The organism is Marinomonas fungiae, from assembly GCF_001418205.1.
Lineage (GTDB): Bacteria > Pseudomonadota > Gammaproteobacteria > Pseudomonadales > Marinomonadaceae > Marinomonas > Marinomonas fungiae.
Map to the genome: position 1 here is coordinate 49,858 of NZ_LIQF01000008.1, position 23,900 is coordinate 73,757.

General features: G+C 46.9%; 19 protein-coding genes. 9 read left to right on the forward strand and 10 right to left on the reverse strand.

Going from position 1 to position 23,900, the window contains the following annotated elements; translation table 11 throughout:
• Positions 1 to 121: 121 nt before the first annotated feature.
• Positions 122 to 1,027, reverse strand: a complete 906-nt coding sequence (locus ASC49_RS12780) for a LysR family transcriptional regulator (RefSeq protein WP_055463639.1) — start codon at positions 1,025 to 1,027, stop codon at positions 122 to 124.
• A 132-nt stretch (positions 1,028 to 1,159) separates the two neighbouring features.
• Here ASC49_RS12780 and ASC49_RS12785 point away from each other — a divergent pair, with 132 nt between their 5' ends.
• The gene (locus ASC49_RS12785; protein WP_055463764.1) at positions 1,160 to 2,278 is read left to right on the forward strand and encodes an S-(hydroxymethyl)glutathione dehydrogenase/class III alcohol dehydrogenase; all 1,119 of its coding nucleotides are present in this window, start codon (positions 1,160 to 1,162) and stop codon (positions 2,276 to 2,278) included.
• Positions 2,279 to 2,343: 65 nt separating this feature from the next.
• Complete coding sequence (fghA, locus tag ASC49_RS12790; protein WP_055463640.1) at positions 2,344 to 3,177, forward strand: S-formylglutathione hydrolase; 834 nt, start codon at positions 2,344 to 2,346, stop codon at positions 3,175 to 3,177.
• 84 nt (positions 3,178 to 3,261) lie between these two features.
• On the opposite strand, the gene ASC49_RS12795 is transcribed toward fghA, so the two are convergent.
• Positions 3,262 to 4,884 carry a methyl-accepting chemotaxis protein gene (locus ASC49_RS12795; protein WP_055463641.1) on the reverse strand — a complete coding sequence of 541 codons (1,623 nt, stop codon included), beginning with the start codon at positions 4,882 to 4,884 and terminating at the stop codon, positions 3,262 to 3,264.
• Between the two features lie 150 nt (positions 4,885 to 5,034).
• Between ASC49_RS12795 and ASC49_RS12800 the strand changes: the two genes are divergently transcribed.
• Positions 5,035 to 5,868 (forward strand): SDR family NAD(P)-dependent oxidoreductase, encoded by an 834-nt coding sequence (locus tag ASC49_RS12800; RefSeq protein ID WP_055463642.1) that lies wholly within the window; start codon positions 5,035 to 5,037, stop codon positions 5,866 to 5,868.
• Here ASC49_RS12800 and ASC49_RS12805 read toward each other — a convergent pair.
• The 3 genes from ASC49_RS12805 to ASC49_RS12815 form a co-directional block, all read right to left on the reverse strand.
• Positions 5,865 to 6,860 carry an alpha/beta hydrolase gene (locus ASC49_RS12805; RefSeq protein WP_055463643.1) on the reverse strand — a complete coding sequence of 332 codons (996 nt, stop codon included), beginning with the start codon at positions 6,858 to 6,860 and terminating at the stop codon, positions 5,865 to 5,867. The genes ASC49_RS12800 and ASC49_RS12805 overlap by 4 nt on opposite strands.
• A 7-nt stretch (positions 6,861 to 6,867) precedes the next feature.
• On the reverse strand, positions 6,868 to 7,155 hold the full coding sequence (locus ASC49_RS12810) for an HlyU family transcriptional regulator (protein WP_055463644.1): 288 nt from the start codon (positions 7,153 to 7,155) through the stop codon (positions 6,868 to 6,870).
• Between the two features lie 76 nt (positions 7,156 to 7,231).
• Positions 7,232 to 8,419, reverse strand: coding sequence for an MFS transporter (locus tag ASC49_RS12815; protein WP_055463645.1), 1,188 nt, complete (start codon positions 8,417 to 8,419; stop codon positions 7,232 to 7,234).
• Positions 8,420 to 8,587: 168 nt separating this feature from the next.
• On the opposite strand from ASC49_RS12815, the gene ASC49_RS12820 reads away from it, so the two are divergent.
• Positions 8,588 to 9,940 (forward strand): ribonuclease J, encoded by a 1,353-nt coding sequence (locus tag ASC49_RS12820; protein ID WP_211262061.1) that lies wholly within the window; start codon positions 8,588 to 8,590, stop codon positions 9,938 to 9,940.
• A gap of 82 nt (positions 9,941 to 10,022) precedes the next feature.
• On the opposite strand, the gene argC is transcribed toward ASC49_RS12820, so the two are convergent.
• The 5 genes from argC to ASC49_RS12845 all read right to left on the reverse strand — a co-directional run bounded on the left by argC (position 10,023) and on the right by ASC49_RS12845 (position 19,318).
• Complete coding sequence (gene argC, locus ASC49_RS12825) at positions 10,023 to 10,958, reverse strand: N-acetyl-gamma-glutamyl-phosphate reductase (RefSeq protein ID WP_055463646.1); 936 nt, start codon at positions 10,956 to 10,958, stop codon at positions 10,023 to 10,025.
• A gap of 144 nt (positions 10,959 to 11,102) precedes the next feature.
• The gene (gene sbmA / locus ASC49_RS12830; protein WP_055463647.1) at positions 11,103 to 12,386 is read right to left on the reverse strand and encodes a peptide antibiotic transporter SbmA; all 1,284 of its coding nucleotides are present in this window, start codon (positions 12,384 to 12,386) and stop codon (positions 11,103 to 11,105) included.
• A 181-nt stretch (positions 12,387 to 12,567) separates the two neighbouring features.
• Positions 12,568 to 13,065: an NlpC/P60 family protein gene (locus ASC49_RS12835; RefSeq protein WP_342667543.1), complete on the reverse strand. Its 498-nt coding sequence runs from the start codon at positions 13,063 to 13,065 to the stop codon at positions 12,568 to 12,570.
• A 156-nt stretch (positions 13,066 to 13,221) separates the two neighbouring features.
• Positions 13,222 to 14,448 (reverse strand): aspartate aminotransferase family protein, encoded by a 1,227-nt coding sequence (locus ASC49_RS12840; RefSeq protein WP_055463648.1) that lies wholly within the window; start codon positions 14,446 to 14,448, stop codon positions 13,222 to 13,224.
• 52 nt (positions 14,449 to 14,500) lie between these two features.
• Positions 14,501 to 19,318 (reverse strand): NAD-glutamate dehydrogenase, encoded by a 4,818-nt coding sequence (locus ASC49_RS12845; RefSeq protein ID WP_055463649.1) that lies wholly within the window; start codon positions 19,316 to 19,318, stop codon positions 14,501 to 14,503.
• Between the two features lie 251 nt (positions 19,319 to 19,569).
• Between ASC49_RS12845 and ASC49_RS12850 the strand changes: the two genes are divergently transcribed.
• The 5 genes from ASC49_RS12850 (at position 19,570) to ASC49_RS12870 (ending at position 23,843) form a co-directional block, all read left to right on the forward strand.
• Positions 19,570 to 20,628 (forward strand): GlxA family transcriptional regulator, encoded by a 1,059-nt coding sequence (locus ASC49_RS12850; protein ID WP_342667544.1) that lies wholly within the window; start codon positions 19,570 to 19,572, stop codon positions 20,626 to 20,628.
• Positions 20,629 to 20,755: 127 nt separating this feature from the next.
• Positions 20,756 to 21,523: an ABC transporter ATP-binding protein gene (locus ASC49_RS12855; protein ID WP_055463650.1), complete on the forward strand. Its 768-nt coding sequence runs from the start codon at positions 20,756 to 20,758 to the stop codon at positions 21,521 to 21,523.
• 92 nt (positions 21,524 to 21,615) lie between these two features.
• Positions 21,616 to 22,371, forward strand: coding sequence for a transporter substrate-binding domain-containing protein (locus ASC49_RS12860; RefSeq protein ID WP_055463651.1), 756 nt, complete (start codon positions 21,616 to 21,618; stop codon positions 22,369 to 22,371).
• A 61-nt stretch (positions 22,372 to 22,432) separates the two neighbouring features.
• Positions 22,433 to 23,122: an ABC transporter permease gene (locus ASC49_RS12865; RefSeq protein ID WP_055463652.1), complete on the forward strand. Its 690-nt coding sequence runs from the start codon at positions 22,433 to 22,435 to the stop codon at positions 23,120 to 23,122.
• A gap of 4 nt (positions 23,123 to 23,126) precedes the next feature.
• Positions 23,127 to 23,843 carry an ABC transporter permease gene (locus ASC49_RS12870; protein ID WP_072242111.1) on the forward strand — a complete coding sequence of 239 codons (717 nt, stop codon included), beginning with the start codon at positions 23,127 to 23,129 and terminating at the stop codon, positions 23,841 to 23,843.
• Positions 23,844 to 23,900: the final 57 nt, after the last annotated feature.

A 23,900-nucleotide genomic window follows, 5' to 3' on the forward strand; every position in this document is an offset into this window, starting at 1 on the left:
AGAAGGGATCTGACCCCTTGAACATCTGCAGATTTTATAAGAACCCAAGATCCATTTTGCAGCGACTTCTAGAGCTTGCCCATAGAGCAAAAAGTGGATTTGGGTTCTGCTAACAAAAGACCTAAGGCCGCTTACTCCAACTACCAAAAATATCCTCCTTCTCAAAGCGCTCAATCAAATAATCACACACAGACTTTAATTTCGGTGATGGTTGTTGCGCCCGTGGATACACCAGCCACACCCCAGTATAAGGGTACTGATACTGGGGCAGCAGCGAGACTAACTTACCCGATGCCAAGTCATCTTTAACGTAATAATCCGGTAGCTGAGCAATGCCCAAGCCACGGCGAATAGCATCGAGCAGGGCTGGGCCAGAATTGCTGCGCCAGTGGCTAGAGACTTTCACCTCTTTGCGCTGACCGTTCTGGCTGAACACCCAATGAGTCTTTGAGCCCATCAAGCATTTGTGTTTGTTAAGCTCTGCCAATGTATGTGGCATGCCATTTTGATCGACATACTCTCGGGACGCACAAAGGTATTCCGCGCGGTCACACAAACGTCGTGAGAGTAGGCTAGAATCACGTAACGCCCCCATGCGAATCGCTAAGTCGTAGCCTTCTTCGATCAGATCCACTTCTCGATTGGTGAGGTGGAAATCTAGATCTACCTGAGGGTTTTGCAATAAGTAATCGTTCAGTAGTGGCGCTAAGTAGCGTTCACCAAAGGTCGTGGCGCAGGTAATGCGCAAGGTGCCCGTGGGCGCCTGGTTCAACGCGCTAACGGCTTCTTCGGCGGTGGCTAAGGTGTTGGGTAGGTCACGGCAGTGTTGGTAGAAGCGCTCGCCTGCTTCACTTAGGCGAATACTTCGGGTGGTACGAAAAAGTAGAGTGGTGTTTAAACGCTGTTCAAGGTGTGTAATAAGGCGGCTGACATGTGAAGCCGACACATCAAGGCGGCTGGCGGCTTTGGAAAAACTGCCTTGGTGAACCACTTCCACAAAGGCTTCCATTGCTTCCCATTGTTTCATGCGTGGTGAATCCTGATTGTTGCTGTATGACAATAATGATTTGTTAAAATAAGTATTATCGCAATAGTCATTTGATATTACACTACGCGTACTTGTTTCACTAACTGTTAAGTTAAAACGGAGTTCACAATGTTGAAATGTAAAGCGGCCGTAGCTTGGGGTCCAGGTCAACCTCTTAAAATCGAAGAAGTTGAAGTACAAGATCCACAAGCAGGTGAAGTACTTGTTCGCATGGTAGCAACAGGTGTTTGTCACACTGACGCATTCACGCTTTCTGGCGAAGACCCAGAAGGTATTTTCCCAGCGATTCTAGGTCACGAAGGTGCAGGTATCGTTGAAGCAGTTGGTGAAGGCGTAACATCTCTTAAAGTAGGCGATCACGTCATCCCACTTTACACTGCAGAATGTGGTGAGTGTAAATTCTGTAAATCTGGCAAAACTAACCTTTGTCAGGCAGTTCGTGCGACGCAAGGTAAAGGCCTTATGCCAGATGGCACGAGCCGTTTCAGCATCAACGGCGAACCTATCTTCCACTACATGGGCTGTTCTACTTTCTCTGAGTACAGCGTTGTACCTGAAATTTCTTTGGCGAAAGTTAACCCAGAAGCAGCAATGGACAAAATCTGTCTACTTGGCTGTGGCGTAACAACAGGTATCGGTGCGGTTCTAAACACGGCGAAAGTTGAAGAAGGCGCGACAGTGGCTATCTTCGGTCTAGGTGGTATCGGTCTATCTTGTATCCAAGGCGCGCGCATGGCGGGTGCATCTCGCATCATCGCGATCGACCTAAACGAATCTAAATTCGAAATGGCGCAGCAGTTCGGTGCCACAGACTGCATCAACCCAACTAAATTCGATAAGCCAATCCAAGAAGTAATCGTTGAGATGACTGACGGTGGTGTTGATTACTCTTTCGAGTGTATCGGTAACGTAAACGTTATGCGTGCTGCGCTTGAGTGCTGTCACAAAGGTTGGGGCGAGTCGATCATCATCGGTGTAGCCGGTGCCGGTCAAGAAATCTCTACTCGTCCATTCCAGCTTGTAACGGGGCGCGTATGGCGCGGTTCTGCGTTTGGTGGTGTGAAAGGTCGTTCTCAGCTTCCTGGTTACGTTGAAGACTACATGAGCGGTAAGATCGAAATCGATCCATTCGTAACGCACAAAATGAAGCTTGAAGACATCAACGAAGCTTTCCACTTGATGCACGAAGGTAAGAGTATCCGTACTGTTATCGAGTTTGACGCTAAGTAAGCGTTACTTGTAGCAAGAAGCCCATCTATAGGATGGGCTTTTTTTACTGATCTAAAGAGGGATATATGGAACTTTTATCGAGCACGAAAGTAAGCGGCGGTTGGCTCAAGCGTTACCGTCACGAAAGTTTGTCTGTAAAAGGTGACATGGTATTTGCCATCTTTTTGCCAGCCCAAGCAGAAAGCGCAAGCGTACCAGTGCTGTACTGGTTGTCAGGTCTGACTTGTACCGATGAGAACTTCTCACAAAAAGCCGGTGCGTTTAAAAAAGCGGCTGAGCTAGGTCTGGCAATCGTTATGCCTGACACCAGTCCTCGCGGCACAGACTACCCAGGTGAGCACGAAAGCTACGACTTCGGTTCTGGCGCGGGTTTCTACGTGAATGCAACCGTGGCACCGTACTCAAACACGTACCACATGTATGACTACGTGGTAAAAGAGCTACCAACATTGGTGGAAGAACATTTCCCAGTGACGGATAAGCGTTCTATCTCTGGTCACTCTATGGGTGGTCACGGCGCGCTGATTTGTGCGCTGAAGAATCCAGGCCGTTACCAGTCTGTGTCAGCGTTCGCGCCGATCACTAACCCAACGCAGTGTCCTTGGGGTGAGAAAGCGTTCACTGGTTACCTAGGTGACGATCGTGAAGTTTGGAAAGCTTGGGATACTTGTGAGTTGATTGCGACGGCATCTGAGCGTCTACCGCTATTGGTTGACCAAGGTGAAGCGGATAACTTCCTAGAAGAGCAACTTAAGCCTGAAGCGCTTGAGCAAGCCTGTGAAAAAGCAGGTCACGAACTAACGCTACGTCGTCAGTCTGGCTACGATCACAGTTACTTCTTTATCTCTAGCTTCATTGATGACCATTTGGCCCATCACGCGAAAGCACTAGGTTTATAAGTTAGACCTTTGTGAAGCCTATGAAAAAGGCGAGCTACGTTGAGTAGCTCGCCTTTTTATTGCGTGTTAGCAGCAATAGGTCACTTAATTAAAGCGGAACTTGTGAATCTGAGAGCGCAAAGAATCGGCCATATTGGCAATCATTTCAGAACCTTGCGCGACTTCTTCCGCTTCATGCAATACGCGCTCAGAGACTTCACGAATGCCCATTAGGTTGCTATTGATCTCTTCTGCGACTTGGCCCTGTTGCTCTGCCGCAGATGCAATCTGTACGCTGCTGTTAGATACTTCGTCTACCTGAGATAAGGTGCTGGCCAAGTTCTCCGATGCATGGCGCATACGCTCAGCGCTCAGTTCTGCTTGCTTCGTGCTGGCTGCCATGGAATTCGAAGCTTCCGAAGACTGCTGTTGTAGCTTTTCAATGATTTGGCGAATCTCAACAGTCGAACTCTGGGTGCGACCAGCGAGTGTTCGTACTTCATCCGCTACCACGGCAAAGCCTCGACCTTGTTCACCTGCACGAGCGGCCTCGATCGCAGCGTTTAACGCCAGCAAGTTGGTTTGTTCGGAAATATCGCCGATTACACCCAGTACCGATTCGATCTCTTTTGTTTGGCTGAGTAGCTCAATGATCACCTTATTCGCGCCTTCCACATTTTGCGTCAGGCTTTGAATGTTTTGGTTGGTTTCATTCAAATCAGTACTCGAACTGCGAGTGGTTTCTTGTACCAGTTGCGTCGCGTTAGCGGTATCTTTTGCATTGCCTGCAACGTCTCGGATGGAATAAGACATCTCGTTCATCGCCGCAGCCACTTTTTCTACTTCGCTAAATTGTGCATCCATACCTTGTTTGGTGTTGACCGTATTGGAGCGCATTTGCAATGAGACTGTTTGTAGCTCTTCAATGGCGTTTGCGACATTGCCAAGGGTGGCGCCCAAGGAACGAGACACTTGGTTAGCGGAATCGGCAAGAATACCTATCTCATCTTTACGATTCAGCTCAAGGTGAGTGGTCATATCACCACTGGCAACCACTTGTAAGTGATCCGTTACCGTTTTTAATGGGCGTACAATGCCGCGGACAGTAAAGCAACTAAGGGTAAGAGCTAGCAGAACCAAGATGCTTTCAATGGCCGCAGAAATTTTTACATCCGCCCAGAATGCTTGCTGAACATCGGTGTAAAACACGCCTGAACCAACGATCCAGCCCCAATCTTTCAAGCCTTTTACATAGGAGACTTTGTCTTCAGGCGTATCGACTTGTGGGCCCTTGTAGGTGTATTCAACGTAGCCTTCACCATTTTGCTTAACCACTGATACCATGGCTTGCCAGTGGAAATTGCCGCTGGCATCTTTCGTGTTTGTTACGTCTTTACCATTCAGCTGTGGCTTAAGTGGGTGCATCAGCAGGGTGTGTTGGTAATCATTAATCCAGAAATAGCCACCATCGCCATAACGTAGTGCTGCAAGGGCTTTTAGGGCTTGTTCTTTGGCTTGTGTCTCACCGATGACGGGTGCTTGATCATGGTAGTATTGAAGCAGTGAAAAGGCATTTTCAACTTGTTCTTTTACCTGAGCTTTGCGGTCATTTAAGGCACTTTGGTATTGACTATAGTAGGCATCAACCTCAAAAATCACGAGTAAACTTACCAAAATGGTAATCAAGCCCCATAGCTTGCGACTGACTTTAATGTTGGCGATATTCATAGCATCCTTCCTGATTTGCGATAAGCGTAGATTATGAATGCTAAAGAAAGGGAACATGCTGATTCAGGTCATTGGTTAACCATTAAAACAAATTATAGGGGGCTCTTTTTAAGCCTCGAAACAGATGTGAAACAAATACTAGGATGTGTAATGCAATACTCAATATTAATTACCGGATGCAGCTCTGGTATCGGTCTGCAGGCAGCTCAAACGTTGCAGAAACACAACTTTTTAGTGGTGGCGAGCTGCCGAAAGCAAGCGGATGTAGAGCAACTGCGTCGCAGCGGTATTAAGCATGTGGTGAAACTGGACCTAGCGGATCCTGTTTCCATTGAACAGGGGCTTAAAGATACTCTTGAAATTACTGGCGGTAAGCTCTTTGCTCTGTTTAATAATGGTGCCTACGGCCAGCCAGGAGCGGTGGAGGATTTGCCCGTAGAGGCGTTGCGTCAGCAGTTTGAAGTGAATCTCTTCGGTACACATGATCTTACTACTCGTGTCGTTAAACTGATGCTGGACCAAGGCTATGGCCGTATTGTGCAGAACAGTTCCGTTTTAGGTATGGTTGCAGCACCATTTCGCGGTGCTTATAACGCTAGCAAGTTTGCCCTAGAGGGCCTGACTGACACGATGCGTATGGAGCTGAGTGATACGCCCATTAAGGTGAGTTTAATTGAGCCGGGGCCAATCGTGAGTAAGTTTCGTGATAACGCGTTGCATGCGCTGCAAGACAATATTGACATGCCGGCGAGCCGTCATAAGCAAGGCTACGAGGCCGCGGTGGCACGTCTCACCAAAGTAGGGCCTGCTTCCAGTGGTACTCTGCCTGCGAGCGCGGTGGTCGATAAACTGCTGCACGCATTGGAATCGCCACGTCCGAAAGCCCGCTACTATGTAACTTGGCCTACCTACGCCGCGGCTATTATGCGTCGTCTTTTGCCAACGGCAATACTGGATCGTGTGATGCGTTCTAAAGGTAATTAATCGTTGGCTGTGAATGATTGATTTAGCAGCCACTGATCGATGGCTGCTAAATAGTTTGCCCGTATCGGCTGTGGCGACAGAAAAAGGTCGTGATAGCCGCCTTCGATCTTTACGCAGGTGAGCTCTGTAAAGGTTTTTTCTGCCGCAAGCGTCATGCTGTCAACATCGAGTACCCCGTCACCCTTACGAATATCTTCAATACCTAAGGCGGCTTTGGTCGTGATTGACGAGCGGCACATTAGGGTGGGAAGGGGGATTTTGGTTTGTTGAAGATCATACTGTTTCAGAATGATCTGCTTGAGCCAATGAAAAGACAAGGGAAATCCATGGGCCGGTTTCCAATCCAAGCGATAGTCCCATTCTCCGCCAAAGAGACGATGCAGCGTTTTGGCATAGAGGCTGATTTTTTTGGCTCGCAAAGAGTGAAAGGGAAGCAAAGATACAATGATTCGAATTGGCCAGCTTAAGCGTTTGAGTGCGTTTGGCGGAAACGGAAGCGCAAGGAAAGGGCTGTTCAAAATTAGGCCCTTTATTCTAGGTGTAGATGCGCAGCTAGTCCCCGGTTTTTGTCGATTTGCAATAAAGCTGGAAGCAATCAAGCCGCCTGTAGAGTGGGCCAGAATCACGACCTCTTCGATGCCGCGTTGATGGATTTCGTTTAGCGCGATCTCTATATCATCAAAGTACTGATCTAAGGATTCACACCAATTAGGGCGACTATTGGGGCGGATCGAGCGACCATAGCCTTGCATATCAATGGCAAAGAAACCAAACCCTTGCTCAGCAAAATGCTCGGCCAGTTCTTTTTGAAAAAAGTAATCGGTATAGCCATGCACGTATAAAATGGCACGTGTGACGACGGTCTGACGAGAATATTCAATCAGTGTAGTATCAACGCCCGTCACTGGACCTTTAAAGCGAAACGTATGGGCAATAAATGGTTTGCCGAGAATGTCTGTTTTGCTGTGCAGGTGCTGCCAAGATAACGTCATGACGCTCCTAGAAAATCTGCTCGCCCAGTTGGTCGATGGTGAGTTTTGCTTTACGAATGGTCAGTTCGATGCACTCATCACGATTTGCTACAAGGTCAGAGCGAATGAAGGTATGGGTCTTTTGTTGTTCACCCTCACCTTTAGTGATGATGGCGCTAACACGGTATTGGCCTTGGTCCGCTTGTGGAGTAGGTGTGATGACATAGTCTTTGTATTCGATGGGCTCAGCCGCCTCTGACTTTGAGGCGTTCGCTGGCGCTGAAAACAGCTTGGAGAGACTAGATAGGATACCCATGACAAGAAAGTCCTTAATAATACACAGTGACCTTCATTGTCATGGATTTTACTGAGGTGTCAAATAAAGCTGATAATTATCCCAATGAGGCGGGAGGATTAGCAATGATGACGGCTCGTTTTTGGCTCGACATTAAGGTGAACATGGCCAATAGAATCGCAGGAATCATTAAAAGATTAAGAATCTCCCAGCCAAAGATGGAATGCCAATAGCCTGATAATAGGCTAGCCGCGGCAGCACTTGAAAATACAATCAAATCATTTATGCCTTGAACTCGTGCTTTGTCAGCAGGCTCATACGATTTAGTTAGCAGAGCGGTGGCGCCAATAAAGGTGAAGTTCCAGCCGACTCCAAGTAATACCAAAGCACTGAAGAAGTGCCAATAACTAATGCCGAACTGATTCAGCATGACGCAGCCTAACAACAAAAAACATCCGAGCTGGATGACGCGGTAAGTGCCGTATCGAGCAATCAAACGTCCTGTAAAAAAGGATGGCAAAAACATACCCAGAACGTGCCACTGGATAATATTAGCGGTGCTGCCAAAATCAAAACCACAGGCTTGCATCGCAAGAGGCGTTGCAGTCATGACCAACACCATGACGGCATAGCCAATAGAGCCTGCAATGATGGCTCCGGATAGGCTCGGTTTTTTTAATAGTTCGCCGTAGGATTTTGGTTTACCTGACTTTTCTTGTGCCGTCGGAGCACGTAGTGGCAAGAAAGCAATCAACCCCGTATTAAACAGGTACAGTAAGATCAAGGCCGCAAAAGCACCTAGGTATTTTGTGGCAGCCCAATCTTCGAACCAAATAGCCATGTTAGGCCCCAGAATCGCCGCAACAACACCTGCACCCATAATCATGCTAATGGCTTGTGGAGCTTTGTCCGCCGGTGCATTTTCTGTGGCGGCAAAGCGGTATTGTTGGCCAACACCAATCGCCATGCCTAGTAAAAAGGTGCTCAGGCAGAACAATGGAAACAAGTTATGTTGAACGGCATAAAAGGCAAGTACGGCACCCGCAACTCCGATAAGATTGCCTATTAGAAAGCCTTTTTTACGCCCCAACCAACCCATCAATAAAGCGGCTGGCAGGGTGACTCCCATTAGACCTAGAAATTGTAGTGCGACTGGTAAGGTCGCTAAAGCGAAGCTCGGTGCTAAACTTTGGCCGATCAACGCTGTCACAGAAACAAGCAGAATATTACCCGTGACGAGTAATGCTTGTCCGAGGGCAAGTCCCCAAACTGTTATAGTAAGCATGCTAAATTCCTTTTTTAGCTGTCTGATTATGCAAGGTTCCCATGGGACAACTCCATTTGGGTAGTAGCCGATCAATTTGAACATTTATTGCATAAATATAGTGATCACCTGAACTAAGTTCAATTTGAATCGCGTAGAATAAGCAAATAAATATAAAAGGAGAGATGTGTGGATTTGCTGATGCCAACGCGAAGCGACCTATGGTTTTTGCCTTTGGGTGGAACTGGCGAGATAGGGATGAATCTCAATTTGTATGGCCATGATGGACAGTGGCTAATGGTCGACTGTGGGGTGTCATTCAACGAACCGATTGATGAAAACAGTGCGCGTACCCACGAGCTTGTGTGTGCCGACCCTGAATTTATTGCGCAACAACGTCACCGTCTAGCCGGGATCGTCATTACCCATGCCCACGAAGACCATGTGGGAGCGTTACCCTTTCTATGGCGCCGTTTCCAAGTTCCGGTTTATACCACACCCTTTACGGCTGAAATTTTGCGCCGAAAACTAGCGCAAGTCGGGTTGCTCGGAGAGGTAGAAATCCACGAGTTACCCATGGCAAGTCGCTTTAAAGTGGGTGTGTTTGATTTGCAGTGGATCACTTTGACTCATTCGATTCCTGAGCCTAGCGGTTTGATGATTGAGACCCCAGCAGGCAATGTGTTTCATACTGGTGATTGGAAGATCGATCACAGTCCAGTGATTGGCGAGCGCTTTTCGCCAGCGATTTTAACCACGCTACGAAAACGCGATGTCAAAGCCATGGTGTGTGATTCCACCAATGCGCTAAGAGCTGGTCATTCAGTTTCAGAGTTTGATTGCTATAAAGCGTTATTAGAAGTGATCAAAGATGAATCCGGTCGTGTAGTCATTGGCTGCTTCAGCAGTAATATTGCTCGGTTGGTCTCGTTAGCGCGAGTGGCGAAAGAAACCGATCGTTATTTAGCACTGTTAGGGCGTTCTTTGCAAAATATGGTCAGTGCCGCTAGAGCGTCAGGCTATTGGCCGGATGATTTGCCCGTGGTGGATCCAAGTCATTTAGGCTATTTGCCACCCAATGAAGTGCTAGCAGTCGCGACGGGTAGCCAAGGGGAGCCCCGTGCGATGTTAAATCGTCTGGCACGGGATGATTGCTTTGATTTGTCGCTCGAAAAAGGGGATTTGGTGCTCTTTAGTGCCATGATCATTCCTGGGAATGAATTAGCCATTGAGCGTTTGGTGAAGTCTTTCAAAGCTCAAGGCATCCGTACCCTGCAGAAACACGAAACCGAATTGCCGATTCATGTCAGCGGGCATCCTTGTCAAGATGAGCTAGCAGCCATGTACGATTGGGTGCGTCCGCAAGTGGCGATACCGACACATGGTGAACCTGAACACATGGCAGCCAATGCGCGTATTGCCAAAGAGGCTCACGTACCACGCCAGTTAACCGGATTGAACGGTGACTTATTTACCATTGCTCCAGAGGTTGGAGTGCACAAACATGCGATTAAAGCTAAGCGTATTGCTTTAGCCCGCTAATCCAAGTGATTATCAGAGACAAAAAAGAAAGCCCGTTGCACTACTGCAGCGGGCTTTCTTATTTCAGTCGAGCGAGTATGAGTTACAGAACTACTGCCACGTCTTCCGCAAAACCTAGCATCAAGTTTAGGTTTTGTACGGCTGCACCAGAAGCACCTTTGCCAAGGTTGTCCAGTTTCGCAGAAAGCACAACCGATTTACCATCTTCTGAGGCAAACACGGCCAATTCCACTTGGTTGGTATTTTCCAAACCGTGTGGCGTTAAGAACGGAGCATGGCTGTCTTTTACTTCATTAAATGGGTGAACCGTTACGAAGTCTTCTTCTTCGTAGGTTGCTGCCAAGGCTGCGTGCAGTTTTTCACCCGTCATGCTGCCAGAAAGTGTTACTGGAATGCTGATCAACATGCCTTGTGCGAAGTTGCCTACGCTTGGGATGAAGATTGGCGTATTGTCGAGCTGTGACCACTTTTGGATTTCAGGCAGGTGCTTGTGTTTGAAGTTCAAACCATAAGTACCGTAAGTCGCTGCGTCTGAGTTGCCTTCGTACTTTTCGATCAGTTGCTTGCCGCCGCCAGTGTAACCAGAGATTGCGTTTACTGTGTAGTGGCCATCTTTCGCTAACAAGCCTTGTTCAACTAATGGCTTAAGCAACAGGATGATACCTGTCGGGTAACAGCCAGGGTTTGAGACAAACTGAGCGTCTTGGATCTTTTCACGTTGACTAGCATCCAATTCGGCAAGACCGTATACCCAACCATCGGCTACGCGGTGAACGGAGCTTGCATCCAATACGCGGCAACCTTCGGCTTTCGCGATGGCAACCGTATCTTTAGCCGCTTCATCAGGTAGACATAGAACCGTTACATCCGCTTCCTTCATCAGCCGGCGCTTTTCTTCTACATCACGTTTTTTGGCTTCATCGATACTGATAACTTCAATCTCTGGGTGGTTTACGAGACGTTCACGTACCTGTAAACCAGTCGTGCCCGTTTCACCATCAATAAATACTTTTTTCATTCGTGTCTCCAAGCAACGGCTCAAGCGAAAGATGCGAGCCGTTGGCGATTCATGTTTTGGCCAATCATAGCACTGGCGCTAGCTAGAAAAAACAAAGCGCTGGCTCAGATAGGGAAAAATTTAAGCCAGCGTAGAGAGATTTTTTTAGCTTTTTTCGAATGTCTCTAATGATTCTTGGACCAGCTCTTCTGGAACATCAGCAATGGCTGCTTCGAAGGCTTTTAGACGTTTGTAAATAGAGAGTAACTCAACGATAGTGGTCCAAGAGTTGACTAGGAACTGGAAAGAACTCTCGACTTGATTAAAAGCATTGGAGATACGCTGCATTACCCCTAACGTAAATGCGCCAGCGACAATAGAGGGACCAAGGGCAATCAACGGAACGAGCACACCTGCCTGTAGGTAGCCATAGCGAACTACGTTGAAGTACAGGTAATGGAAGTACAATCGGAAATAGTTTTTACGCACGTTACTAAACAGTTCGGCAAGCTTAACCGGTTCCGCACGATCAGCATGATCTTCACCGTAGACCAGCTCTTTACGGTAAGCGGCTTCCACTTTTTGGTTCTTAAATTCTAAACCTGGTAGTTTAATACCTGCTGTAGCTAATAGCACAGTACCGACAATCGACCACATAATGGCGACGAATACCAATGCCTGCGGCACTTCACCAACTAATGGTAGTTCAGTGACATAGCCTGACAATCCCCATAGAACCGGCAAAAATGCTAAAAGTGTCATGATCGAATCAAGGAAACGAACCCCTAAACTTTCGACAATACTGGCAAAACGCATGGTGTCTTCTTGAATACGCTGAGAAGCACCTTCAATATGGCGTACTTTAGGCCACATGGCGGTGTAGTAGTTATTCATCGCTGTGCGCCAGCGGAACACATAATGGCTTACAAAGAAATTGTTAAAGACGGCCACCGTAATCGCTACTAAGGCAATCGTCGCGAAAGTCACCAATTGACCATAGAACTCGCCGAGGGTGATGGTATTTGGAGCCGTCAGTGCTTTTTGAATGAGGTCGTAAAAACTGCCGTACCATTCATTGATCATGACGCTGACTTGTACTTGGAACCAAGTGATAAAGACAATCAATGCTGAGCCCATAACGGACCACTTGCCCCATTTTTGTCCGCCATAGGCCATCCAAGCACCGACAAACAGGGCGTAGCACACCAGCATATATTGATAAAGCCAGACATCATTAGCGAAGCTGTATGCCTCTTGATAAGCCATCTGCGCAGCTTGATCAGCGCCCTCTGCAAGGGCTGTGGGGTAGTCCACGGCAAACAACTGACCTAGGCTCAAACTCGACCCCAGATCTTGTCCGAAGGTGTACCAGCTGATAACTGCAACAAATGCCCATAAGGCAAATGTCAAAAAGAAGAGTTTAGGCTTCGGGAAAAAGGATAAAAACACAGTTTATCTCTCTCTGTTAATAGGTGAGTGGATCGCAGCAGGGCATTGATCTCAATAAAAAAACGGCAATATAAACCGCTAGAGCTTAAACCAGCGCGAACGCTTCGACAACGAAGTCGTTTCAAGGATCTTGCAAATAAATAGACAAGCTAATGTTTGATGCTGGACTGTCATTGGAGCATTAACGTATGCGACGTGCGTGCCAGTAATGCTCTTTCCAATAGACATTATCGAGGTGTGAGATTATGACACCTCTTGAGGTAGAGGCATGGAGAAACTTGCCGTCCTCCATATAAATACCGACATGACGCACTTTAGAGCCTGTTTTAAAAAACACCAAGTCACCAGCCGCCAGTTCATCCTCATCAATGTGATAGCCTGTTTGGACTTGTTTTTCCGTGGTGCGCGGTAGATAAGCACCGAATTGATCACGTAAGGTGAGATAGACAAAGCCCGAGCAATCCACGCCACGCTTGCTCATGCCACCGTATGCATAGGGAGTGCCGCGCCAGTCTTGGTATTGACGATAAAGGTGCTGGGTAATTGTGCTTTCTTCGGCGCTGCTTAAATTGCCAGAATGGATACTGATAGTGTTGCTGGGGATAGAACTACAAGCCGTTAAAGTAATGGCGAGCAGTAGAGTAGCGAGTATCCGCATGAAGTATTGAGCATCTGGCATAGTCAAGTGTCCTTCTAAGCAATCGGTTTATCTTATGCTCTTTGACTATTCTTGACAAAAAATAGACGAAAATGGGTGTGTAAAGATTGTTTGGAGCAATAAAAAAGCCGTGCTTGGAATGCCAGCACGGCTTTGCAATCAAGACTTAATAGCTTATTAAGCGTCTTTTTTAAGGTCTGCTACGGTTTTAGCGACAGCGCGCTCAAAACGAGCAAAGCCTTCTTTGATATCCGCTTCAGGGATAATCAAAGACGGTGCAAAACGCACAACATTTGGACCTGCGACTAAAACGAATAGACCTTCGTCTGCCGCATGGCTTAGGAAGTCTTTCGCATGGCCAGCAAGTTCATCCGTTACTTCAGCTCCCATCAATAGACCCATACCACGGATGTCTTTAAACACATGGTATTTTTCGTTGATGGCAGTTAACTCGTCGACAAATAGTTGGTGACGCTTTTTCACGCCTTCCAATACTTCTGGTGTATCGACGATATCAATGACTGCTTCAGCAATGGCAGCAGCCATTGGGTTACCACCGTAAGTGCTACCGTGTGTGCCCACAGCCAAAGATTTTGCAACTTCGGCAGTGGTTAACATAGCCGATACTGGGAAGCCGTTACCCAATGCTTTAGCCGTTGTTAGGATATCCGGTGTTACGCCAGTTTGCTCGTAGGCGTACAGTGTACCTGTACGGCCAACACCTGATTGCACTTCATCGAATACAAGCAGGGCTTTGTGCTCGTCACACAGTGCGCGTACTTGTTTAGCGAACTCAGGGTCGGCTGGAATGATACCGCCTTCGCCTTGAATTGGCTCCATAACAACAGCACACGTTTTATCCGAAATCAGAGCTTTTAGGGCTTCGATATTGTTGTACTCACAGTGTGTGATACCTGCGGGTACTGGGGCAAAGCCTTCAGTGTATTTGGCCTGGCCACCAACTGATACGGTGAACAAAGTACGGCCGTGGAAAGATTGGTAGAACGAAATGATTTCGTTCTTTTCTGGCCCAAAGTGATCGAACGCGTAACGGCGCACAAGTTTGAAAGCGGCTTCATTGGCTTCTGCGCCACTATTGGCGAGAAAAACACGATCAGCAAAGGTCTTTTCAGTCAGTTTTTTCGCTAATCGAAGCGCAGGCTCATTGGTCATTACGTTAGATAAATGCCAAAGCTTGCCAGCTTGCTCACGCATGGTTTCAACCAAAGTCGGGTGGGAGTGACCCAATGCAGTAACGGCGATACCGCCTGCAAAGTCGATGTACTCTTTACCTTCCTGATCCCACACGCGAGAGCCTTCGCCACGAACCGGAATCATTGCTGCCGGCGCATAGTTAGGAGCCATTACTTCGTCAAACGTTGCTCTCGTTACTTGTTCAGTCACTGTATTAATACCTCATAAAATTAGAGCGGCTCAAAGCGAGCCGCTCACTGGGTTATATCAAATTTCTCAACTCACGAATAGCGACACTTACCATAGAAAGAGATAATTCTGTTTCCGCTTTTATCTCGTTAAATGTGCTGTGGTAGTGGTTGATATTGTCTTGGTTTAGCTCATGCCAATAAGCCAGACGTTTGTCCAGATCATTGATCTCAGTACTCGCCTGAATCACTTCTTGAGTCAGAGTGCGTAGGGCGTTATCGACCTCATCTCCAAGGCCTGCTTTTGCACGACGTTCCCACATATCATCCGCAGGCAATTTACGGATGCTTTGACGTAACCAGTACAAGCCAAGATCCATTTCCAACTCGAAGTAGGTCAGTGCAGTATCCAGCACTTCTTTACTTGTGTTGTCCGCCACACGAATGATGTCCAAACCGTAGAATAGTAGCGGTAACGCACTGATTTTATCTGCGATTTCGGCTGGAACATTTTGTGCCTGCAATTGCTGGCTAGTTTCAGCTAGGAAATCACTGGTTGGCTTGGTCAACACGGCATCCAAGTTGCTGCGAATAATGTCGATACCAGGTTTATAAGTATCACTTAGCTTCTGAATGGCTAGCGCTTCACGAGTGTTACGAATCAGCCAAAGAGTGGCTTTTTCCAATAAACTTTGAATTTGGATAAATAGTTGATTCTGTAAGTTGTTTTCAACTTTGAAGTCCAACGTATTGATCGCATCCCAAAGCGCTGGAATATCGAACATTTGTTCAGCGGCCATGTAGGCACGTAGCACGTTTAATGCTGAGGCACTGGTTTCTTCTTGCACGTAAGTGGTGAAGGTTGAGCCCATGCGGTTGCCAACATTATTGGTCACGTGCGCGGCAATGATTTCTTGCGCCAGCGGGTGATCAATCATGTGATCAGAGAAGCGTTCTACCAAAGGTTTCGGGAAGTAATCTTTGATTTGCGCACGCAAATCTAGATCTTCTCCGATGCCATCTTCTACTAACTGCTCAGCAAACTTGATCTTAGAGTAAGCCAACAACACAGAGATTTCTGGACGCGTTAGACCTTGTCCCTTACTCATGCGTTTCTTCATTTGTGCGTCAGTCGGTAAGAATTCGATTTCACGGTTCAAACGACCTTCACGTGCCAATGACATCATTAGGCGCCAGTGATCGGCGATGCGTTCAGGAGCACGAGAGTTGACTAGCGATAGCAAGTGACTTTGGCCGCGGTTGTGGCGCAGTACCAGTGATCCCACTTCGTCGGTCATTTCAGCCAACAACTTGTTGCGTTGCTTCTCAGTCATATCGCCATTTTCAACGATACGGTTTAATAGGATCTTGATGTTTACTTCATGGTCAGAGCTATCAACACCGGCAGAGTTATCGATCGCATCGGTACTAATCAGCCCGCCATTTTGAGCGAACTCAATACGGCCGCGTTGAGTAAAGCCAAGGTTGCCGCCTTCACCAATGATCTTACAGCGCAATTCTTTACCGTTAATACGCAGTGCATTGTTACCACTGTCGCCCACATCAGCGTGAGTTTCAGTTTCCGCTTTAACGTAGGTACCGATACCGCCGTTCCACAATAAATCCACTGGCGCTTTTAGAATGTGCGAAATCAATTCGGTTGGTGCTAGGGATTTCACATTGCCATCAATATCGAGCGCTTTACGAATGTCAGCGTTAATAGGGATAGACTTAGCGCTACGATTAAAGATGCCGCCGCCTTTTGAAATCAAATCCTTGTTGTAGTCTTCCCAAGATGAACGAGGCAAGCTGAACAAGCGTTGACGCTCTTCAAATGAGCTGGCTGCGTCTGGCGTTGGGTCGATAAAGATGTGCATGTGGTTAAAGGCTGCAATCAGACGAGTGTGCTTCGATAACAACATACCGTTACCGAATACGTCACCAGCCATGTCACCGATACCTACAGCTGTGAAGTCAGTTGTTTGACAGTCAATGCCTAACTCTTGGAATTGACGTTTTACCGACTCCCACGCACCACGGGCTGTGATGCCCATTTTCTTATGGTCGTAACCGTTTGAGCCACCGGATGCAAAGGCGTCACCGAGCCAGAAACCGTATTTCTCAGAAATGCTATTGGCTAGGTCAGAGAAGGTTGCAGTCCCTTTATCGGCAGCTACTACCAAGTATGGGTCGTCTTCGTCGTAACGTTTCACCGCTGTTGGTGGCACGAGTTCTTGTTTTACTAAGTTATCAGTGATATCTAGCAAGCCAGAGATAAACGTGGTGTAACAACGAACCACTTCCGCTTGAGTTTCTTCACGTGACCAGTGTTTCTTAAGCTGTTTGGCAACGAAGCCACCTTTTGCTCCAGACGGCACGATTACAGCGTTTTTAACCATTTGTGCTTTAACAAGGCCTAGTACCTCGGTACGGAAGTCTTCCATACGGTCTGACCAACGTAGACCACCACGAGCAACTTTACCGCCACGCATGTGTACGCCTTCTACCCATGGCGCGTAGACGAAAATCTCGAAACGCGGACGTGGTAGTGGCACGGCTGGGATCATGCTTGGATCCAGCTTAAAGGACACGTAATCTTTGCTTTCACCTTCCGCTGATGGTTGGTAGAAGTTGGTGCGCAGCATGGCTTGAATCACTGATAGGTAGTGTTTCAAGATACGGTCTTCATCTAGGTTTGCTACTTGGTCTAAAGCTTCTTCGATTTTTTCTAGCAGCTTGGCAACTTTTTCGTCACGTTTACTCTCAAGAGCGGGATCAAAACGCTGTTCAAACAATTGAACCATTAGACGGGCAATTGGCGCGTTCTTTTCAAGAGTTTGCTGCATGTACGGTAGCGAGAAAGGTACTTGCAGTTGCATTAGGTACTTGGTAATCGCGCGCAACATGGTGACTTGACGCCAAGTCAGAGAGGCATCCAGAACGAGTGCGTTGAAACGATCGTTTTCAATGCGACGTTTGAAGACCGCGTTAAACGCGTCTTGGAAATCATCTCGTTGTGCTTTCTTATCAAGGTTAACGCTTGGGTTAACACTAATAGCGAATTCTACCACCCAGGTGTTGGCTTGACCGTCACCGTTTTGATCCAACTCGTATGGACGTGCTTCGAGAACGCGAAGACCCATACATTCAAGAATTGGCAATACATCAGACAGTACTAGCGTGGTGCCAGCACCGTAGACTTTGAAGAAGTAGTTGTTCTTCGCTTGGCCAACTTGGCGGTACAGGTGTGTCGTGATATCGCCATCATTCACTAAACTACTGAGGCGCTCGATGTCCAATACTGCTGTGTTAGGCGAAAAGTCTTCACGGTAAGCCGCAGGGAAGTAGGGCGCGTATTCGTTGTAAAGTTTGTTACCGCTTTCTTCACCTTGGCTGGTATGCATTGCAGCCAAAAGTTTGTCGTCCCAAGACAGCGCCGCATCCTGCATCTTGCGTTGGATGTCATCAATGTCTAGCTCTGGACTATTTTCTGGGTCAGCGATCTGAATCGTAAAGTTAACGCGGGCTAGTACTTGTTGTGAGAACTGCACGTTGAATTCAGAGCTGGTGCCGTTACAAGCCTGCATTAAAATGTCTTGCATCTTGATACGCAGTTCCGTGTTGTAGCGGTCACGAGGTACGTAAACAAGCGCACTTAGGAAGCGGCCATAAATATCCTTACGTAAGAACACGCGAAGTTGACGGCGTTCTTGAATAGCTAAAATCCCTTCGATGGTGTGGAACAGTTCCTCCACTGGTGCCTGCAGCATTTCATCGCGTGGGTAGCTGTTAAGAATGTGTTTCAGGGTTTTGCCTTTGTGGCTGTAAGGGTCCACATTCATGCGCTCTACTAGCACATCTAGTTTCTTACGTAGTAGAGGCACGTCTTGTAGTCGTGCAACGTAGGCAGCAGAAGAATAGAGTCCGAAGAAGCGCCATTCGCCGATGACATTGCCTTTCTTATCAAAACGCTTGATACCTAGGTAATCAAGGTGAACAGGGCGGTGCACCGTCGAAATCGCGGTCGATTTGGTCAGTACCAGTAGGTTGTCTCTATCATAAGCCAGTTTGGCTAGGTGACTATTGAGAACAATGTCGTATTTTTCTTTCTTAGTTTTGCGGAATGTACCCAGCGCGGAGTTTTCAACGAATTTAAGGTGTGTCTCTTCGCCGACATTAACCAAGTCATACTCGCGGAAACCAACAAAGGTAAAGTGATCGCTTTCTACCCAGCGTAGGAAGGCGAGGTTTTCTTGATATTCTTCGTTGTTTTGAAGATGCGCGACTTGCTCCGAAGCCTTGATAACTTCGGCCAGTTTGGCTTTCATCGTCGGCCAGTCTTCTACCGATACTTTGACATCGCCAAGTGTGTCGAGCAGAGCGTCTTTAATTTGCTCCATTTTGCCAAGATCAGAAATGCGGTCGATCTCAAAGCGGATTAGGGCTTCTTGGGTGCCTTGCTGATGGCGATCATTGACTGCTTCTAGCTCGCCTTTGCTGTTACGCTGCGACGCAAGGATTGGATGTGCAGTGAAGTGAATCGTGTGGCCAATGCGCACAAGCGCCATGTTAAACGAGGAAACGATAAATGGCATATCATCGGTCAGCACTTCAATGACTGTGTGGGTAGATTGCCAGCTATGCTCTTCAAAGTTTGGGTTGTAGACACGCACTTTCGGTGTTTGAGTGCTGCGCTGCTGAATGAAGTCCCAAAGGCACAGAACCGTACCGTAAAGGTTGTCGATGCTCTCATGTTCCATGTCTTCAATCAGAAGATCTTGGAAGTAAATGTGAGCTAACTTGATGATGTCGTCAGCGATGTTAGAGCCAACGTTCTCTTTAATTTCGGCTTCAATACGAGTGATCAATTCACTCTTTTTAGTATTCGTCATGTTACTCATCCTTATGAGTGGTGTCTATTGAAGATCTAGTTATTGTTGTATTGCGCCATCTTCTCATCGCTTATTCGATTATTATGAAAAATAAGCAACTAAGAAAGTTGGCAACTTTTCAAAATGCGACGTATGCTTTTTCGCAAGCGATATACGCGTTAGAAAAAGCTTGATGTCGCTATCAAAAGTCTCTGTTATTCATTCTAAACGATATAAATCACTTTTGAATGTCCCCATCGTAGGATAATAATTTGTACAATACCGAATTTGCATCACGTGAAATCATGCATCCGAGTAAAAAGGTGCAAAAGTATGGCTTTTTACTCATGCCAAGCTTTTCCATGCTCGCATTCTCCTCTGCGATTGAAACGATACATATGGCCAATTGGGTCAGTGGTAAAGACCTCTATCAGTTTTGTACCATCGGCAAAAAAACGAAAGTCGTACTTTCGAATTCTGGTGTGGCAACCACAACCGACTATATGTTAGAGGATGTTCCTAAAGACCTTGATGCTATCTTTATTTGTGGCGCGTCCAGCGTCAGTCAAGACGCTGATTCTAGTTTAGACGCTTGGTTACTTTCTTGCTCAAAACGTGGCCAAGCATTAGGTGGAATTTGTACAGGTAGTCACATTTTGGCACGTGCTGGCCTATTAAATGGTTATCGAGCGACCATTCATTGGGGGGATATAGCCAGCTTGCGTGAAGCCTTCCCTAGCGTAATTGTGTCGAATCATCTGTTTGAAGTAGATAAAAGCCGCTTTACCTGTAGTGGCGGCACCGCGGCGATGGATATGATGTTGTTTTTGATCGGCAAACAGCATGGCATGACTCTTGCGAGTCATATCTCGGAACAGTTTGTATGCGAGCGGATTCGTACCAATCAAGAAGCGCAACGTATCCCATTGCAAGCGCGCATCGGTACAGGGCAACCAAAGTTGATAGAGGCCGTGCAATTAATGGAGGCGAACATACGTGAGCCGTTATCATCGGACGACATTGCCTATCATGTGGGGATCTCCCGTCGTCACTTAGAGCGTTTATTTAAGCAAAATCTGGAAACGGTGCCATCGCGCTATTATCTAGAACTACGCTTGAAACATGCCAAGCAGCTGATTACCCAAACTGATAAGTCGATTTTAGAGGTGGGGATGGCCTGTGGTTTTACCTCCGCGCCCCATTTTAGTACGACTTATAAGGGCTTTTTTGGCGTTTCTCCGAGAGATGAGCGTAAGAATTTGGCAATTAATTTAGATAATCCTGTCCATGCGGATAAGAAAACAAGACAACTTTGGCGAAAAAAGTTTTAGAATAGCGGGTTATGTAGTTGGCGTGATATTTGATGCGTTCTACCTGAACCTAAACATCGCTGCGTAAGTTTTGGCTTTATCGAGCCGATCCATTTCGCAAACGAGTCATCAATAAAAGGTAATAAGAATGTCTAAAGACCCTGCTTTAGAGCTAAAGGATATCCATAAGACCTTTGGGGATCATGAAGTATTAAAGGGAATTTCCTTAGAAGCACACGATGGAGATGTGATTTCAATCTTAGGTTCAAGTGGCTCCGGCAAGAGTACGTTCTTACGATGTATTAATCTACTGGAGAATCCTACGCGCGGTTCAATCCGATTCAATGGTGAAGAGTTATTGCTAAAGCCTAGTGACAGTGATTTGGTCGCGGCTGATATGAAGCAGTTAACTCGTATGCGCCAAAAAATTGGTTTCGTGTTCCAAAGCTTTAACTTGTGGCCGCATATGACGATTTTACAAAACGTCATGGAAGGGCCATTGCATGTGTTGAAGCGACCAAAGCAAGAAGTGCTGGAGTATGCGGAATACCTGCTTAACAAAGTCGGTATTGCGGATAAAAAGCATATGTACCCCAACCAATTGTCAGGTGGTCAGCAACAGCGTGTTGCCATTGCTCGTACCTTGGCAATGGATCCTCAGATTCTGCTGTTTGATGAACCGACCTCAGCCCTAGATCCTGAACTGGTTGGTGAAGTTCTGGGGGTTATGCGTGGTCTGGCTGAAGAAGGCCGTACCATGTTGATTGTGACCCATGAGATGAACTTTGCCCGTGAAGTATCCAGTGAAGTGGTGTTCTTACACCAAGGATTAGTTGAGGAAAAAGGCACACCTGAAAAAGTGTTTGGCTCACCAGATTCAGAGCGTTGTAAGGCTTTCCTATCCACCGTGTTTTAAGTGTGTGATTTACACGAAAACCATTCATCAGTATGGTGAAATTGGGTAGTGCGTACTATATAAAATCAATAACCTAGCAAAAGGACCATAGAATGAACTTAAAAAAATTAGCAATCAGCTCAGCAGTGCTTTTGACTGCGGCAGCTTCTTCTTTATCAGTCAATGCGGCGGATACGGTGCGTATCGCGACAGAGGGTGCTTGGGCACCTTTTAACTACATTGATGACAATGGTAAGCCACAAGGTTTCGATGTGGATATTGCTTGGGCATTGTGTGAGAAGATGGAAGCGGATTGTAAAGTGGTGACGCAGGATTGGGATGGTCTAATTCCTGGTCTGAAAGTGCGTAAATTTGACGCTATTATTGCTTCCATGTCGATCACGGAAGAGCGCCTGCGTCAGGTGGATTTCACCAACAAATATTACTCCGGTGGTTTGCGTTACCTAGCGCCAAAAGGCAAAGAGTTTGATCTAGAGAAGTTGGATGGCAAGGTGATCGGTGCTCAGCGCGCGACCTTGGCTGCACAGTACCTAGAAGATAACTTAGCGGACACGGCAACCCTTAAGTTCTACGACACGCAAGACAGTGTTTACCTTGACTTGGTGGCAGGTCGTTTAGACATCGTCCTGTCAGACGAGCTACCAACATACGACTGGTTGAAAACGTCGGGTAACGGCGATGCGTTTGAATTCAAAGGCAACTCTTTTAAGAAAGAGGACGAAATCGGTATCGCAGTGCGTAAAGGTGATGATCTAAAAGAGAAATTCAACAAAGCGTTGGATGAGATCATTGCTGACGGTACTTACCAGAAAATCAACGCTAAGTACTTCCCATTCTCCATCTATTAAGATGAAACCGAACGGCGCCCAGTCACTCTGAGGCGCCGTTTATTCAGACTGAGATATCTTTATGTTAGATCTTCACGGTTTTGGTGATCAGCTCTTACAAGGAGCGGGTATTACCATTCAACTAGCGCTGTGTTCCTTGGTAGTCGGGTTAATTCTCGGGCTGTTGGGAGCATCGGCGAAATTATCCCATATTAAGCCTTTGCAATGGATTGCGAATTTCTACACCACCATTATTCGTGGTGTGCCTGAGTTGCTTACGGTACTGATCATTTATTTTGGTGCGACGACCGTATTAATGGCCATTGCCGGTGTATTTGGTTATGAAGAATACATTGAGATAGGGCCTTTTGCGGCAGGCGTTACAGCACTTGGATTAACCTTTGGCGCTTACGCGACGGAAGTGTTTCGTGGTGCATTACAAGCCATCCCGAAAGGTCAACATGAAGCGGCAATCGCTTTGGGCATGCACCCCCGTCGTAAGTTCTTTCGTATTATCTTGCCGCAAGTGTGGCGCGTGGCGTTGCCGGGCATTGGTAACTTGTTTTTGGTATTGCTTAAAGACACGGCGTTGGTATCTGTCGTGGGTCTGGAAGACATCATGCGTAAAGCCAATGTGGCGGTAAGCAATACCAAAGAACCGTTCCTGTTCTATCTTGTGGCTGCTTTTATGTACCTAGCATTGACGATCGTTTCCATGGTGGTGGTGCATTACCTAGAAAAACGCGCAAGCCGCGGTCTGACACGAGGATAAGCCAGTGGAATTAGATTTTTCAGTTGTCATCGAGTACTTTCCACGCCTGCTAACCGGTACGTGGATGACCATCAAATTGGTGTTGTTGTCGATTGTCTTGGGAGCCATTGTGGCTTTGCCCATTGCACTCGCGCGAATTTCTAAAAACTGGTTCATCAGCGGTGTGCCGTTTGCGTTCATCTTTTTCTTCCGCGGTACGCCGCTTCTAGTGCAGATTTTCTTAGTGTATTACGGTGCATCGCAATTTGAAGCGGTACGTGAAAGCTTCCTGTGGCCAATGCTTCGAGAGCCATTTTGGTGCGCCATCATTGCCTTTACCTTAAATACTTCGGCTTATACCGCAGAGATTTTCCGTGGCGCGATTCAGGCGATCCCTGAAGGGGAAGTGGAGGCTTGCAAGGTGATGGGTATGACTAAAATGCAAATGTATCATCGTATTTTGCTGCCACGTGCCTTTGGTATCGTGCTTCCTGCATACGGCAACGAAATCATCTTAATGCTTAAAGCAAGTGCACTAGCGAGTACCATTACCTTGCTAGATTTGACCGGCATGGCGCGCACCATTATTGCAAGAACGTATACTCCGATTGAGATCTTCTTAGCGGCAGGGGCGATTTATCTGGTGATCAGTATTTTTGTGATTTACATCTTTAGATTGATTGAGAAACGCCAAAATCGTTATTTGGGAACCTTATCGATTAAGGTGCCAGATAAAGGTTAGTGATCTTGTTTCAACCAGCACAAAGTAAAAGAGGCGCATCCTAGGATGCGCCTCTTT

Coding starts and splice junctions, on each gene's coding strand:
- ASC49_RS12800 (WP_055463642.1), top strand. CDS start 5,035: ATGCAATACTCAATATTAATTACCGGATGCAGCTCTGGTATCGGTCTG.
- ASC49_RS12860 (WP_055463651.1), top strand. CDS start 21,616: ATGAACTTAAAAAAATTAGCAATCAGCTCAGCAGTGCTTTTGACTGCG.
- ASC49_RS12805 (WP_055463643.1), bottom strand. CDS start 6,860: ATGACGTTATCTTGGCAGCACCTGCACAGCAAAACAGACATTCTCGGC.
- ASC49_RS12810 (WP_055463644.1), bottom strand. CDS start 7,155: ATGGGTATCCTATCTAGTCTCTCCAAGCTGTTTTCAGCGCCAGCGAAC.
- ASC49_RS12795 (WP_055463641.1), bottom strand. CDS start 4,884: ATGAATATCGCCAACATTAAAGTCAGTCGCAAGCTATGGGGCTTGATT.
- ASC49_RS12855 (WP_055463650.1), top strand. CDS start 20,756: ATGTCTAAAGACCCTGCTTTAGAGCTAAAGGATATCCATAAGACCTTT.
- ASC49_RS12815 (WP_055463645.1), bottom strand. CDS start 8,419: ATGCTTACTATAACAGTTTGGGGACTTGCCCTCGGACAAGCATTACTC.
- ASC49_RS12835 (WP_342667543.1), bottom strand. CDS start 13,065: ATGCCAGATGCTCAATACTTCATGCGGATACTCGCTACTCTACTGCTC.
- argC (WP_055463646.1), bottom strand. CDS start 10,958: ATGAAAAAAGTATTTATTGATGGTGAAACGGGCACGACTGGTTTACAG.
- ASC49_RS12865 (WP_055463652.1), top strand. CDS start 22,433: ATGTTAGATCTTCACGGTTTTGGTGATCAGCTCTTACAAGGAGCGGGT.
- ASC49_RS12845 (WP_055463649.1), bottom strand. CDS start 19,318: ATGACGAATACTAAAAAGAGTGAATTGATCACTCGTATTGAAGCCGAA.
- fghA (WP_055463640.1), top strand. CDS start 2,344: ATGGAACTTTTATCGAGCACGAAAGTAAGCGGCGGTTGGCTCAAGCGT.
- ASC49_RS12780 (WP_055463639.1), bottom strand. CDS start 1,027: ATGAAACAATGGGAAGCAATGGAAGCCTTTGTGGAAGTGGTTCACCAA.